General features: G+C 59.6%; 13 protein-coding genes. 7 read left to right on the plus strand and 6 right to left on the minus strand.

Going from position 1 to position 13311, the window contains the following annotated elements; translation table 11 throughout:
• Window positions 1-303: 303 nt before the first annotated feature.
• The 4 genes from AB4N44_RS05465 to AB4N44_RS05480 all read right to left on the minus strand — a co-directional run bounded on the left by AB4N44_RS05465 (window position 304) and on the right by AB4N44_RS05480 (window position 5300).
• Window positions 304-459, minus strand: a complete 156-nt coding sequence (locus tag AB4N44_RS05465; protein ID WP_095118385.1) for a DUF2474 family protein — start codon at window positions 457-459, stop codon at window positions 304-306.
• A complete protein-coding gene (gene cydB / locus AB4N44_RS05470; RefSeq protein WP_460109833.1) occupies window positions 446-1462 on the minus strand; it encodes a cytochrome d ubiquinol oxidase subunit II in 1017 nt (338 codons plus the stop codon). The genes AB4N44_RS05465 and cydB overlap by 14 nt, the downstream gene beginning before the upstream one ends.
• A 3-nt stretch (window positions 1463-1465) precedes the next feature.
• Window positions 1466-2869, minus strand: coding sequence for a cytochrome ubiquinol oxidase subunit I (locus AB4N44_RS05475; RefSeq protein ID WP_460109830.1), 1404 nt, complete (start codon window positions 2867-2869; stop codon window positions 1466-1468).
• Between the two features lie 106 nt (window positions 2870-2975).
• Complete coding sequence (locus AB4N44_RS05480; protein ID WP_460158188.1) at window positions 2976-5300, minus strand: FdhF/YdeP family oxidoreductase; 2325 nt, start codon at window positions 5298-5300, stop codon at window positions 2976-2978.
• A gap of 354 nt (window positions 5301-5654) precedes the next feature.
• Here AB4N44_RS05480 and moaA point away from each other — a divergent pair, with 354 nt between their 5' ends.
• The gene (gene moaA / locus AB4N44_RS05485; RefSeq protein ID WP_160040797.1) at window positions 5655-6653 is read left to right on the plus strand and encodes a GTP 3',8-cyclase MoaA; all 999 of its coding nucleotides are present in this window, start codon (window positions 5655-5657) and stop codon (window positions 6651-6653) included.
• A 36-nt stretch (window positions 6654-6689) separates the two neighbouring features.
• On the plus strand, window positions 6690-7586 hold the full coding sequence (locus AB4N44_RS05490; RefSeq protein ID WP_077572313.1) for a bestrophin family protein: 897 nt from the start codon (window positions 6690-6692) through the stop codon (window positions 7584-7586).
• A 403-nt stretch (window positions 7587-7989) separates the two neighbouring features.
• Here the strand turns inward: AB4N44_RS05490 and AB4N44_RS05495 are convergent, their stop codons facing one another.
• Window positions 7990-9195, minus strand: coding sequence for a molybdopterin molybdotransferase MoeA (locus AB4N44_RS05495; RefSeq protein ID WP_460111603.1), 1206 nt, complete (start codon window positions 9193-9195; stop codon window positions 7990-7992).
• The gene (gene moaB, locus AB4N44_RS05500) at window positions 9192-9731 is read right to left on the minus strand and encodes a molybdenum cofactor biosynthesis protein B (RefSeq protein WP_038365659.1); all 540 of its coding nucleotides are present in this window, start codon (window positions 9729-9731) and stop codon (window positions 9192-9194) included. Before moaB ends, AB4N44_RS05495 begins: the two co-directional genes overlap by 4 nt.
• A 289-nt stretch (window positions 9732-10020) precedes the next feature.
• On the opposite strand from moaB, the gene AB4N44_RS05505 reads away from it, so the two are divergent.
• The 5 genes from AB4N44_RS05505 (at window position 10021) to moaE (ending at window position 13176) form a co-directional block, all read left to right on the plus strand.
• Complete coding sequence (locus AB4N44_RS05505; protein WP_095124581.1) at window positions 10021-10920, plus strand: LysR family transcriptional regulator; 900 nt, start codon at window positions 10021-10023, stop codon at window positions 10918-10920.
• 216 nt (window positions 10921-11136) lie between these two features.
• The gene (fdhD, locus tag AB4N44_RS05510) at window positions 11137-11982 is read left to right on the plus strand and encodes a formate dehydrogenase accessory sulfurtransferase FdhD (protein ID WP_127928658.1); all 846 of its coding nucleotides are present in this window, start codon (window positions 11137-11139) and stop codon (window positions 11980-11982) included.
• Window positions 11979-12464 carry a cyclic pyranopterin monophosphate synthase MoaC gene (moaC, locus tag AB4N44_RS05515; RefSeq protein WP_460109828.1) on the plus strand — a complete coding sequence of 162 codons (486 nt, stop codon included), beginning with the start codon at window positions 11979-11981 and terminating at the stop codon, window positions 12462-12464. Before fdhD ends, moaC begins: the two co-directional genes overlap by 4 nt.
• Window positions 12461-12712 (plus strand): MoaD/ThiS family protein, encoded by a 252-nt coding sequence (locus AB4N44_RS05520; RefSeq protein ID WP_460109826.1) that lies wholly within the window; start codon window positions 12461-12463, stop codon window positions 12710-12712. Before moaC ends, AB4N44_RS05520 begins: the two co-directional genes overlap by 4 nt.
• Before the next feature lie 2 nt (window positions 12713-12714).
• Window positions 12715-13176 (plus strand): molybdopterin synthase catalytic subunit MoaE, encoded by a 462-nt coding sequence (gene moaE / locus AB4N44_RS05525; RefSeq protein ID WP_460109824.1) that lies wholly within the window; start codon window positions 12715-12717, stop codon window positions 13174-13176.
• The last annotated feature ends 135 nt before the right edge of the window (window positions 13177-13311 follow it).

Raw genomic sequence — 13311 nt, forward strand, 5'->3', positions numbered from 1 at the left:
CCGAGATCAGATGTGGGAGCGAGCTTGCTCGCGAAGAGGCCATTACACTCAACACCGATGTTGTCTGACCTGACGCCTTCGCGAGCAGGCTCGCTCCCACAGGGTTCGGCGATGTTTACATATTCTCCAGCTACCACAAATCCTTGTAGGAGTGAGCCTGCTCGCGATGAGGCCGGCACAGTCAATATCTACATTGACTGATCCACCGCAATCGCGAGCAGGCGAAGGCCTACAGGGGGTAGTCAGTGACCTCAAGATCGGCGGCAATAAAAAACCGGAGCCTGGCTCCGGTTTTTCTTGGGGTCAGTGGGTTCTCATGCCCGCTGCGTACATCGCCAGTTTCAGCACGCTGGCGACAACCGCCAGCGACACCACGCTGCCCAGCCAAATCAACAACAGCCAGCCCAGACGCTTGTACCACCGGCTGCTTTTCACTTCACGCGAATCAATGGTAGCCATCGCCAATCCTCACTTTGCCGCGGAATACGTAGTAGCTCCAGAAGGTGTACATCAGGATCACCGGCAGGATGAACAGTGCGCCGATCAGCGCGAACAACTGGCTCGACGGTGGTGACGCGGCGGCCCAGATGCTCACCGACGGCGGGATGATGTTCGGCCAGATGCTCAGCGCCAGGCCGATGTAACCGAGCAGCATCAGCACCAGCGTGAACACGAACGGCCAGTGCGTATGCCGCTGACGCAACGTGCGCAAAAGCCCGAACAGCGACAGCAACGCCAACACCACCAACCCGGCAAACACCTGCAGATGCCCGTGCGTCGACCAACGCGTCGCCAGTTCTGGATGCAGTTGCAGGGTCCACACGCCAATCACCAGCACCATCGCCATCAACAGCAAGGCCAGCGGCCGGGTGAACAGACGCATCCGCGATTCCAGCATGCCCTCGGTCTTGACCAGCAACCAGGTGCTGCCGAGCAACGCATACGCGATCACCAGGCCCACACCACACACCAGCGGAAACGGTGCCAACCAGTCCAGACCACCACCGGCAAACTGCCGATCGACCACCGGAATCCCGGACACATACGCGCCGATCACCACGCCTTGGGCGAACGTCGCCAGCAGCGAACCACCGATAAACGCCTTATCCCACCAATGACGCTTTTGCGGCGACGACTTGAAGCGAAACTCGAACGCCACACCGCGGAAAATCAACCCGCAAAGCATCAGGATCAGCGGCAGATACAGCGCCTCGAGAATCACCCCGTACGCCAGCGGAAACGCGCCATACAACGCCGCGCCACCGAGCACCAACCACGTCTCGTTACCGTCCCAGACCGGCGCGACGGTGTTCATCATCACATCGCGTTCCTGCTCATCCGGGATCAGCGGAAACAGGATCCCCAGCCCCAGATCGAAGCCGTCAATGATCACGTACATCATCACCCCGAAGGCGATGATCACTCCCCAGATCAACGAGAGATCGATACCCTGAATAGCCATAACTCAATGCTCCTTCATAGGGGCGATAGCCGCCGAAATCGGTCGACGCGGCGTCTGCAATTCATCGCCCTCAGGCGGATGTTCGTGGTGCGGCTGCGGGCCTTTTTTCACCAGTTTCATCATGTAGCCGATGCCCACGCTGAACACCGTGAAATAGATCACCACGAACAGCGCCAGCGACGTACTCATCTGCGCCACCGAGTGACGCGACGCGGCATCGTGGGTGCGCAGCAAGCCATACACCACCCACGGCTGACGCCCGACTTCCGTGGTGATCCAACCGGCCAGCAGCGCAATCAAGCCGCTCGGCCCCATCAACAACACAAGACGCTGGAAGCCGCGATGCCGGTAAAGCTTGCCGCCACGGCGCAACGCCAGACCGAGCAAACCAACGAGAATCATCAACATCCCCAACCCCGCCATGACGCGAAAGCTCCAGAAGATCACGGTCGAATTCGGCCGGTCCTCTTTCGGGAAGCTCTTCAGCGCCGGGATCTGCTTGTCGAGGCTGTGGGTGAGGATCAGGCTGCCGAGGTACGGAATCTCCAACGCATACCTGGTCTTCTCCGCGTCCATATCAGGAATACCAAACAGCACCAGCGGCGTCGGGCCGTTATCGGCGTTTTCCCAGTGGCCTTCGATGGCGGCGATCTTCGCCGGTTGATGCTCCAGCGTGTTCAAGCCATGGGCGTCACCGACCACCGCTTGAATCGGCGCAACGATCAGGGCCATCCACAACGCCATGGAAAACATCTTGCGCACCGGCGCCGTGTTATTGCCGCGCAGCAAATGCCAGGCAGCCGACGCACCGACGAAGAACGACGTCGCCACAAACGCGGCAATCGCCATGTGCGCCAGACGGAACGGAAACGACGGGTTAAATACAATGGCCAGCCAGTCCAGTGGCATCACCCGACCGTCGACAATCTCGAAGCCCTGCGGCGTCTGCATCCAGCTGTTTGACGCAAGAATCCAGAACGTCGAAATCAATGTGCCGATGGCGACCATCACCGTGGCGAAAAAGTGCAAACCCCGGCCGACACGGTTCCAGCCAAACAACATCACCCCGAGGAACCCGGCCTCAAGGAAGAACGCGGTCAGCACTTCATAGGTCAAAAGCGGCCCGGTGATGCTCCCGGCAAAATCCGAGAAGCCGCTCCAGTTGGTGCCGAACTGGTACGCCATGACCAGCCCCGACACCACGCCCATGCCAAAGTTGACCGCAAAGATCTTCGACCAGAAATGGTAGAGATCGCGGTACGTGTCGTTATGGGTTTTCAGCCACAGACCTTCGAGTACCGCAAGGAAACTCGCCAGGCCAATGGTGATCGCCGGGAAAATAATGTGGAACGAAACCGTGAACGCGAATTGAATTCGCGCCAGGTCCAGTGCCTCCAGATTGAACATGATGATGTCCTCATCCAGGCTGAAAAGCGGCAGCACGAACCCGGGCCACCGCCAGGCGCGAACGCCTGCAGCCAGTAAAATTGCCAGTGTTTTTATGAGTTGCGGATTACGCCACCGACGACGGAATCAGGTTGCTGACCTTCGCGGCTTCGAGGCGGATCGCCACAAATTTGGAAGTCGGCGTGTAGGTTCGGTCACCGTAGCTTTCCAGCGGTACCAGAGGATTGGTCTCCGGGTAATACGCCGCCGCCTGCCCTGCCGGAATGTCGTAAGCGATCAGGGTGAAACCGCTGACCCGACGTTCACGTTCGTCATCCCACAGCGCCACCAGATCAACCTTCTGCCCCGGCTCGAACCCCAAGCGCTGAATGTCCTGTTCGTTGGCGAAGATCACATCGCGCATGCCATAGACCCCGCGATAACGGTCATCGAGGCCATACAGCGTGGTGTTGTACTGATCGTGGGAACGCATGGTTTGCAGAATCAGGTGTGGCTTGACCGGCAAGTTGCGCACGCCTTCGCTGATCAAGTGCTCGGGCAGCACGCACGGGGTGAATTGAGCCTTGCCGCTGGCGGTGTTCCAGACCCGATCCGAGGCGTCGTTGCCGAGGTGGAAGCCCCCCGGAATCAACAGCTTCTCATTGAAGTTTTCGAAGCCCGGAATCACGTCGGCAATCAGGTTGCGAATGCGCCCGTAGTCGCCCACCACCCACTCCCAATCGATCGGGTGTTTGCCCAAAGTCGCGGCGGCGATCCCGGCAATGATCGCCGGCTCTGATTTCAACTGCGCCGACTTCGGCTTCAACTGACCGAACGACAAATGCACCATGCTGAACGTGTCTTCGACGGTTACGCCTTGCGGACCTTCAGCCTGGATGTCGATGTCGGTACGCCCGAGGCACGGCAGGATCAGCGCGTCGCGACCGGTGACCAAATGGCTGCGGTTGAGCTTGGTCGCGATATGCACGGTCAGATCGAGTTTACGCATGGCGGCGTGGGTGCGCGGGGTGTCCGGCGTGGCTTGGGCGAAGTTGCCGCCCAGACCGATAAACACCTTGGCGTCGCCACGTTCCATGGCGCCGATCGCCATCACCGTGTTGTGCCCGTGCATGCGCGGCACGTCGAAGTTGAAGCGTTTTTCCAGCGCGTCCATCAAGTCTTTCGGCGCCAGCTCGTTGATGCCCATGGTGCGGTCGCCCTGCACGTTACTGTGTCCGCGAACCGGGGAAAGCCCGGCGCCCGGACGGCCGACGTTGCCGCGCAGCAGTTGCAGGTTGATGACTTCCTGCAAGGTCGCCACGGAGTGCACGTGCTGGGTCAGACCCATGGCCCAGCACATGATCACGCTTTTGGCGCGGCCATACATGCGCGCGGCCAGTTCGATGTCATGCAACGGCACGCCAGACTGCTCGAGAATGTGCTCCCAGCTTGTCGCCTCGACTTCAGCCAGATAGCTGTCGAGCCCTGTGGTGTGCTCGGCAATGAACGCATGATCGAACACCGGTTCGCCACCAGTGGCCTGGGCTTCGCGTTCCCACTGCAGGAGGAATTTGACCATGCCGCGAATCATCGCCATGTCGCCACCCAGCGCCGGGCGGAAGTACGCGGTGTTGGTCGCTTCCCAGCCGTTGCTGAGCATTTCGATCGGGTTCTGCGGGTTCTGGAAACGCTCCAGGCCACGCTCTTTCAGCGGATTGATACAGACCACTTGGGCGCCGCGCTTTACCGCTTCACGCAACGGTTCGAGCATGCGCGGGTGGTTGGTACCGGGGTTCTGGCCAATGACGAAAATCGCATCGGCGTGATGCAGATCCTCGTAGACCACGGTGCCTTTACCGACGCCAAGGGTTTCGATCATGCTCACCGCGCTGGCTTCGTGGCACATGTTCGAGCAGTCGGGGAAGTTGTTGGTGCCGAACGCGCGGACGAACAATTGATAGAGAAACGCCGCTTCATTGCTCGCACGACCGGAGGTGTAGAACTCGGCCTCGTGCGGCGATTTGAGGTTTTTCAGGTGATCAGCGATCAGCGCGAACGCATCTTCCCAGCTGATTTCCACATAGCGGTCGACCCGCGCGTCATAGCGCATCGGGTGGGTCAGACGACCCTGATATTCCAGCCAGTAGTCGCTCTGCTCGGCCAGGCTCGACACCGTGTACTTGTTGAAGAACGCCGGGTCGACCAAACGCCCGGTCGCTTCCCAGTTCACCGCTTTCGCGCCGTTTTCGCAGAACTTCAACATGCTCGCGCCGGGCGCTTCACCCCAGGCGCAACCCGGGCAGTCGAAGCCGCCGTTCTGGTTGGTCTTGAGCATGGCGCGGATGTTTTTCAGGGCGTTTTCACTGCCCAGCCAGCTCTTGGTCAGGCTGATGACAGCGCCCCAACCGGCAGCGGCGCCTTTGTAGGGTTTGTAACGGTCGACTTGTGACATGGGACTCTCCATGACGATGCACACAGGCATGAACCTGATTCGGTTAAACAGCGACGGCCGACTTTCAAGGTTGAAAAGTGGTCGTTGGGTTTGCCGGGGCAAGGATATGAACCGTTACAAAACGTTGTCTAATCGCTATTAATGACCGCCCTATCGAAAGCATCTATCACGGCTAAAAACCCTTTATTTACGGGGCCTTGCGGAAATAACGAGACAACTTTCGGCGAAAAATAATTTATCATCGACGGCATCAATCAGCTGTTCATTAACAGTGATTGGACGGCACTTGAAGTTAGCCATAACCTGCGCTGACCCAACTCCTTCAACCGGGGTTTTCATTCCTGCGAGGCTGTCATGTCAGAGCGTGTCTTGATCGATGGTTACAACCGCCGCGTCGACTATCTGCGCATGTCGGTGACCGACCGCTGCGACTTCCGCTGCGTCTATTGCATGGCCGAAGACATGCAGTTTCTGCCACGGCAAAAAATCCTCACGCTGGAAGAGATCTATCAACTGGCGCAGAGCTTTGTGGCGCTCGGCACGCGCAAGATTCGCCTAACCGGTGGCGAGCCGCTGATCCGTCCGGGCGTGGTCAAGTTGTGCGAGCAGATCGCCGCCCTGCCCGGCCTGCGTGAACTGTGCATGACCACCAACGGCTCACAACTGGGCAAACTCGCTGCGCCGCTGTTCGACGCCGGGGTCAAACGCCTGAATATCAGCCTCGACAGCCTTGATCCGCAGCGCTTCAAACAGATGACCCGCACCGGCGATCTGGCGCAGGTGATCAACGGCATCGATGCCGCGCGCAAGGCCGGTTTTACCCGCACTAAACTCAACGTCGTGGTGATGCAGGGCCGTAACGATCAGGAGATCAACGATCTGGTCAGTTTCGCCATTGACCGTCAGCTCGACGTCTCTTTCATCGAGGAAATGCCGCTGGGGATCATCAGCGAACACAGCCGTGCCGAGTCATTTTTCTCCAGCGCCCAGGTGCGCGAAAAGATTGCCGAACGCTATACCCTGATCGACTCGGCGGAGTCGACGCAAGGCCCGTCGCGCTACTGGCGGCTGGCCGAGGCACCGGAGATTCGTCTGGGCTTTATCTCGCCGCACAGCCACAACTTTTGTGGCACCTGCAACCGCGTACGGCTCACCGTCGAAGGGCGCCTGCTACTGTGTCTGGGTAACGAGCATTCGGTGGATCTGAAAGCGCTGCTGCGCGCCCACCCGGGGCAACCGCAGCGGCTGGAGAAAGCCATTGTCGAGGCGATGAAACTCAAGCCGTATCGGCATAATTTCGAAGTGAACGATGATGTTCAGGTCGTGCGCTTCATGAACATGACCGGCGGCTGATCCCGCCAGTTTCATCGGTTATCGGAACCGCACAGCATGATCATCAGACCCAAGGTCAACCAGTTCGCCATTCTCTTCACCCTCAAGGGTTCGATCGCCAAGCGCATCGCCCTGCGCACGTTGATGGTCACCCTGCTGGCTTCGGCCATCGTGCTGGTGGAAATCCTCCATCCAAGCAACTTCACCAAAGTCAACGCCACGCCGTTTACTTTGCTCGGTTTGTCGCTGTCGATCTTCATGAATTTTCGCAACAACGCCTGCTATGACCGCTGGTACGAGGCGCGCAAGGCCTGGGGCGAAGTGATCGTGCACATTCGCTCGGTGATCCGTGAAACCCATGTGATTCGTGAATCGGCTGAGCGCAAGCCGTTGTTGCTCAACCTGTGCGGCTTTGCCCATGCGTTGAACGCGCGATTACGCAAGGAAAGCGAGGCCGATGCGAGCAGCCAATGGATCATGCCGAAACCTGATCCGCAGACCCCGGACTACAGCGGACGCATTTTGCAGACGGTCGGCCAGCAGTGTTCCGATTTGCATCAGAACGGTGAACTGACTGAGTGGCGCTACATGCTGCTGGCCAATCACCTGACCAGCCTGACCCAGGCGCAAGCGGTATGTGAACGGATCAAAACCACGCCGCTGCCGTTTCCTTACACACTGCTGTTGCACCGGACGATTTATCTGTTCTGCATCCTGCTGCCGTTCGCCATGGCGGAACCGCTGGGCTGGCTGACGCCGCTGTTCACGGCGATAGTCAGCTACACGTTCTTTGGCCTGGATGCGATTGCCGATGAGCTGGAAGACCCGTTCGGCCGCGATGAAAACGACCTGCCCACCGATGCACTGGTGCGCACCATCGAACGCGATATCCTCAGCGAACTGGGCGCAGACGTACCGCCGGCGCTGAAGCCGGTTGACTATGTGCTGAGCTGATCCTTCTCTCCATACACCCCGAAACCCTGTGGGAGCGAGCCTGCTCGCGAAGGGGCCCTATCAGCCAAAATCAATGTTGACTGACACTTCGCATTCGCGAGCAGGCTCGCTCCCACAGGTTTTGCGTACACCGCGGATATTGTTGAGCACCACAAAACCATTGTAGGCCTTCGCCTGCTCGCGATAGCGCCGGTGCAGTCAACATCTTCGTCGACTGACCCTCCGTCATCGCGAGCAGGCTCACTCCTACAGGTTTTGCATTCACACCCGAGTATTGATGAGCGCCAAATCCATTGTGGGAGCGAGCCTGCTCGCGAAGGGGCCCTATCAGCCAAAATCAATGTTGACTGACACTTCGCATTCGCGAGCAGGCTCGCTCCCACAGTTTTGATTGGTGGTGAGGTCAGAAGAGTTCGTTGAACGGGATGAAGCGCAGCGGATCGCCGGCGTTGTGCGGGCTGTTCTCAGGGATTTCCACCAGGCCATCGGCCCAGGTGGCGCCGAGCAGGACGCCGGAGCTTTGATTGGGATAAAGCACTGCGTGCCCTGCTTCCAGCTTCACCCGCAGGTATTCACGACGGCTGCCAGCCTTGTGCCAATCGAAACCTGCATTGACCGTGAAACTCAATGGCATGACATCTTCCACGCCTTGAATGCGCAGCAAATACGGCCGCGCCAACAATCCGAACGTCACCAGCGCCGACGTCGGATTGCCCGGCAAACCAATCACCGGCACCGTGCCGAAATGGCCCACGGTCAACGGTTTGCCAGGCTTGATCGCCAGTTTCCACAACAGCGGTTTACCGCTGTCACGCAGCACTTGCCCGAGGCAATCGGCATCACCGGCAGACACGCCACCCGTGGTCAGAATCAGATCCGCGCTCACTTGCAGTTGCTCAAGTTTGAGCCGCGTCTGCGCCGGGCGATCCGGGAGGATGCCGGCGTCGATCACCTCGCAGCCCAACTCCCGCAACCAGTGGCCGAGCAATACGCGGTTGCTGTTGTAGATGCTGCCGGGGCGCAGCGGCTGGCCCGGCTCGACCAGTTCGTCACCGGTCGACAGCAGCGCCACACGCGGGCGACGCACCACGTGCAGTTGCGCCAGCCCTTGCCCGGCGGCGACTGCCAGTTCGAACGGCCCAAGACGTTTGCCGGCGCGCAGCAGGATGTCGCCGACGCGATTTTCCTGACCTTGCCCGCGGATATTCTGCCCCGCCTTCAGCGGCTGCAAGAAGCGCACGCGGCCGTCCTCCAGCACTTCGACGTTCTCCTGCATCTCGACGCAGGTGGCGCCGGGCGGCAGCGGTGCGCCGGTAAAAATCCGTGCGCAGGTGCCGGGCAGCAACGTGTCCGGCGCCAACCCGGCATAAACCTTTTGCGAGACCTTCAGCGGTTGTCGGTGCAGATCGGCGAGATTGAGCGCGTAACCGTCCATGGCGCTGTTCGGCCACGGCGGCAGGTCGAGTGTCGCCACCAGATCACTGGCCAGCACCCGCCCACGCGCATCGTCGAGCGCCAGCACTTCGCTTTCGGCCAGACCTTGCTCATTGGCCATGCCAAGCAATTGGTCGAGGGCGTCCTCGACCGGCATCAGCGGCGCCTTGCTCATCCGCGTGGCCCGCAGGCTTGCACGGCTTTCAGGTGCGGGACGAAATTGCATGGGCGATGACGGTTATCCAGTTGCTCGGCAAGAATGCCTTCCCACGCCGTACGGCAAGCACCGGTCGAACCTGGCAGACAGCACACCAGCGTGCCGTTAGACAGCCCGGCCAGCGCGCGGCTTTGCACGGTGGATGTACCGATATCCAGAATCGAGATCGCGCGAAACAGTTCGCCGAAACCATCGATTTGTTTATCGAACAAGCAGGCCACAGCCTCCGGCGTGCTATCGCGACCGGTAAACCCGGTACCGCCAGTGATCAGCACCACTTGAATGCCTTCGTCAGCAATCCAGTTCGCTACCTGAGCGCGGATCTTGTACAGATCGTCCTTAAGCAGGTTGCGCTCGCTCAGCGTATGACCGGCCTCCAGCAAGCGACTGACCAGCAACTGGCCCGACGTATCGCTGGCGTAATCGCGCGTATCGCTGACCGTCAGTACGGCAATATTCAGGGGGACAAACAGGGCATCGGCTTTGGCGCTCATGGCAGTTCTCCGGCAGCAGTCAATCAACATTGCCGAGCAGCCTAAGTGCCACTTATGAGTACTGTCTAATCACTCTGGCCAACCACATTATCGACCGCCTCTATCGGTGCCTTTCACGTTGTTCAGGGCCAGTAAAACCGGGCCTGATAGAGCCGATCGATAGTCCCTTAAACACTTCCGATTGGACGAACAACCGTTCAGATGAGATCGTCGCACCCTGCGCTTTTCGTGCGCCTCGCGCATCTGCGTCAATACTCAATCAAAAAATCCTCATCGAGCAGGTGCCATCGTGGACATCAAACAACTCAAGTTCCTGATCGCGCTGGACGAAACCCGCCACTTCGGCCAGGCCGCCGCACGCTGCCACATCACCCAACCGACGTTGTCGATGCGCCTGCGCAATCTGGAAGACGAACTGGATCTGGTGCTGGTCAACCGTGGCCAGCGCTTTGAAGGTTTCACCCAGGCTGGCGAGCGTGTGCTGGCCTGGGCGCGCACCTTGCTGGCAGCTCACGACGGTCTGTTCGCCGAAGCGGCGGCGTGTCGCGGGCAATTGGTCGGTAGCCTGCGTCTGGGTCTGGTGCCGCTGAGCAGCTTCAACCCGGTCAATTACATTCAGGGGTTGTCGGGGACGTATCCAGAGTTGAAGTTCAGCCTGTCGTCGCTCAGCTCCGACGAGATCATTGCCGGGCTGGGCAACAATCAGCTTGATCTCGGCGTGTGCTACCTCGATCACGTCAACCCGAACTATTTCGAGTTTTTCGAGATCGGCGAAACCCGCGTCGGCTTGCTTTACGACAACCGCCATTTCCATTTCGAAGGCTCGGAAATGAGCTGGGAAGACGCCGCCGAATTGCCGCTGGGGATGATCACCGCCGGCATGCATTATCGTAAATCCATCGATTTGAGTTTCCGCAGCCGTGGCCTCAGTCCACAGCCGATCATGGAAAGCGATTCGACCTATCAGCTGTTGCAGGCGATTCACCAAGGCTTCTGCTGCGCGATCATGCCGCTGGACAGCGGGCTTGAGGAGCCGATCGAGCACCTGTCGTTCATGCAGTTGCCGGATGCCAGTGTGCTGGCGCCGCTGGGGCTGGTGATGCGCAAGACCGAACCGCGCTCGGCGATTGCCGAGAAGTGTTTTGCCGAGGCGCGGAAGTTGTTTGGGGTAGAAGTGCCCGCTGAATAATTGATGTTGGATGTCAGACCGCCTTCGCGAGCAGGCTCGCTCCTACAGGGGAACGCATTCCAAATGTAGGAGTGAGCCTGCTCGCGATGGGGCCTGACCCGACAACACATATTTTGGTTGATCGACCAAAGCAATCACCACATCGGAACAAGCGATTGGACGCATTTTTAACGCCCCCGTAGCCTGAACACTCTTCAGCGCCTCGGGACTTTCAAGATGCTCTGCCAAGTCGAAACCGTCACAGAATCCACCAGCGAACCCAACGCTCCAGCACCGCAACCGGCGCAGGTGGCGTTTCGCGAATACCTGCCGGATGCCGCCCTCTCCCACGCAGCGCTGGCCTCGGAAATCGCCCTCGCCATCAGCTACAACGGCCTGAGCCAGGCAGTGATGATGGTCTCGCCCGGCAACCTCGAAGACTTCATCCGTGGCTTCAGTTTGAGCAACGCGATCATCGACAGCGTCGACGAGATCTACGACATCCGCCTCACGCATTTCGATCAGGCCTGTCAGGCCGAGGTGCAGATTTCCAGCCGGGCGTTCTGGGCCTTGAAGGATCACCGGCGGCAAATGACCGGCACCAGTGGCTGCGGCATCTGCGGCGTCGAAGCGCTGGAACAGGCGTTGCCGCAACTGCAAATTCTGCAACCTTCACCGCTGCCGCCGGCTGAGCATTTCGACGGCATTCGCCAACGCATCGAACAGGCCCAGCAACTGGCGCGCAGCAGCGGCGCCCTGCACGCCGCGCTGTACTTCGGCGCCGACGGTGAAGCGCTGCTGTGCCGCGAAGACATCGGCCGCCACAACGCCCTCGACAAGCTGATCGGCGCGATGCAGATCGACGCCATCGATGCGGCTGAAGGCTTCGTCGTGGTCACCAGCCGTTGCAGCCTCGAACTGATTCACAAAGCCGTGCGTGCGCGCCTCGGCACCCTCGTCAGTCTTTCGGCACCTACCGCGTTGACCGTGCGTTGGGCGCTCAAGCACCGACTTAATCTGATCCATGTGCCGCACCGCAACGCCCCGCGAATTTACAGCCCGATCCAGGAGTATTCCGCATGAGCCACACCCTCACCCACCTCGACGATCAGGGCCGCGCCAACATGGTCGACGTCAGCGATAAAGCCGCGACCCGCCGCGAAGCCAGCGCGCAAGCCTGGGTGCAGATGCGCCCGCAAACCCTGCAGATGATTCAGGCCAACGGTCATCCGAAAGGCGATGTCTTCGCGGTGGCGCGGATTGCCGGAATACAAGCGGCCAAGCGCACTCATGAACTGATCCCGCTGTGCCATGCGCTGTTGCTCAGTTCGATTCACGTCGAACTCAAGGCCTGCGAACCTGACCGGGTGCAGATCACCAGCACCTGTCGCCTCACCGGCCAGACCGGCGTCGAACTCGAAGCGTTGACTGCCGCCAGCGTCGCCGCGCTGACCATTTACGACATGTGCAAAGCGGTGGACCGGGCGATGGTGATTGGCGATATCCGCCTGCTCAGCAAACAGGGCGGACGCTCGGGGAACTTTCAATGGGAGGACGCGCAATGATCCTGATCAACTACTTCGCCAGCTACCGTGACCGGTTGAATCTGGGCGGTGAAAAAATTCCGCTGACTGAGGCTTTGGGCAGCGTTGAAGATATCCGGCAAATGCTGATGCAGCGCGGTGAGTTGTGGCGCGAAGTGCTCGGCGCCGGCAACCTGATGTGCGCGGTGAATCAGCAGCTGTGTCAGCCGAGTCAGGTGATTGAGGATTTCGATGAAATCGCGTTTTTCCCGCCGGTCACCGGGGGTTGATGATGACGATTCGAGTCCAGCACAAAAGCTTTGATGTCGGCCAGTTGACCGCCGATCTGCATGCGCGCAATCCACGGGTGGGCGCGGTGGTGAATTTTATTGGTTATGTGCGTGATCTGAATATTGGCCAGAGCGTGAGTGAACTGTTTCTTGAGCACTATCCGGGTATGACCGAAAAGGCCCTTGAGCAGATCGCCGCAGAAGCCCGTGAGCGCTGGCCGCTTTTGGGGGTGGAGATTGTGCATCGGGTCGGTGCGTTGGCGGTGAGTGAGCCGATCGTGTTTGTCGGGGTCAGCAGCAAGCATCGGCATATGGCGTTCGAGGCCTGCGCGTTCATCATGGACGTGCTCAAGACCCGCGCGCCGTTCTGGAAGCGCGAGACTACGCCTGAGGGTTCGCACTGGGTCGAGGGCCGTGAGAGCGATCGGGATGCGGCGTTGCGCTGGAGTCTGGCGCATGCCTGAAGAGCAAAAGCCCCTCACCCTAGCCCTCCCGAAACGTCGGACCGCCCCGAGGGAGAGGGGACTGATTGGGGGATATTGCAGAAGTACGCCGACGTGAAGGAGTTGTGGTGAATCCATAATCGATGGGATCTTTCC

Source organism: Pseudomonas sp. S3_C06, from assembly GCF_054667675.1.

What these genes read in the sequence shown, in the direction of transcription:
- AB4N44_RS05465 (WP_095118385.1), bottom strand. Translation starts at nt 459, where the DNA reads ATGGCTACCATTGATTCGCGTGAAGTGAAAAGCAGCCGGTGGTACAAG.
- cydB (WP_460109833.1), bottom strand. Translation starts at nt 1,462, where the DNA reads ATGGCTATTCAGGGTATCGATCTCTCGTTGATCTGGGGAGTGATCATC.
- AB4N44_RS05475 (WP_460109830.1), bottom strand. Translation starts at nt 2,869, where the DNA reads ATGTTCAATCTGGAGGCACTGGACCTGGCGCGAATTCAATTCGCGTTC.
- AB4N44_RS05480 (WP_460158188.1), bottom strand. Translation starts at nt 5,300, where the DNA reads ATGTCACAAGTCGACCGTTACAAACCCTACAAAGGCGCCGCTGCCGGT.
- moaA (WP_160040797.1), top strand. Translation starts at nt 5,655, where the DNA reads ATGTCAGAGCGTGTCTTGATCGATGGTTACAACCGCCGCGTCGACTAT.
- AB4N44_RS05490 (WP_077572313.1), top strand. Translation starts at nt 6,690, where the DNA reads ATGATCATCAGACCCAAGGTCAACCAGTTCGCCATTCTCTTCACCCTC.
- AB4N44_RS05495 (WP_460111603.1), bottom strand. Translation starts at nt 9,195, where the DNA reads ATGAGCAAGGCGCCGCTGATGCCGGTCGAGGACGCCCTCGACCAATTG.
- moaB (WP_038365659.1), bottom strand. Translation starts at nt 9,731, where the DNA reads ATGAGCGCCAAAGCCGATGCCCTGTTTGTCCCCCTGAATATTGCCGTA.
- fdhD (WP_127928658.1), top strand. Translation starts at nt 11,137, where the DNA reads ATGCTCTGCCAAGTCGAAACCGTCACAGAATCCACCAGCGAACCCAAC.
- moaC (WP_460109828.1), top strand. Translation starts at nt 11,979, where the DNA reads ATGAGCCACACCCTCACCCACCTCGACGATCAGGGCCGCGCCAACATG.
- AB4N44_RS05520 (WP_460109826.1), top strand. Translation starts at nt 12,461, where the DNA reads ATGATCCTGATCAACTACTTCGCCAGCTACCGTGACCGGTTGAATCTG.
- moaE (WP_460109824.1), top strand. Translation starts at nt 12,715, where the DNA reads ATGACGATTCGAGTCCAGCACAAAAGCTTTGATGTCGGCCAGTTGACC.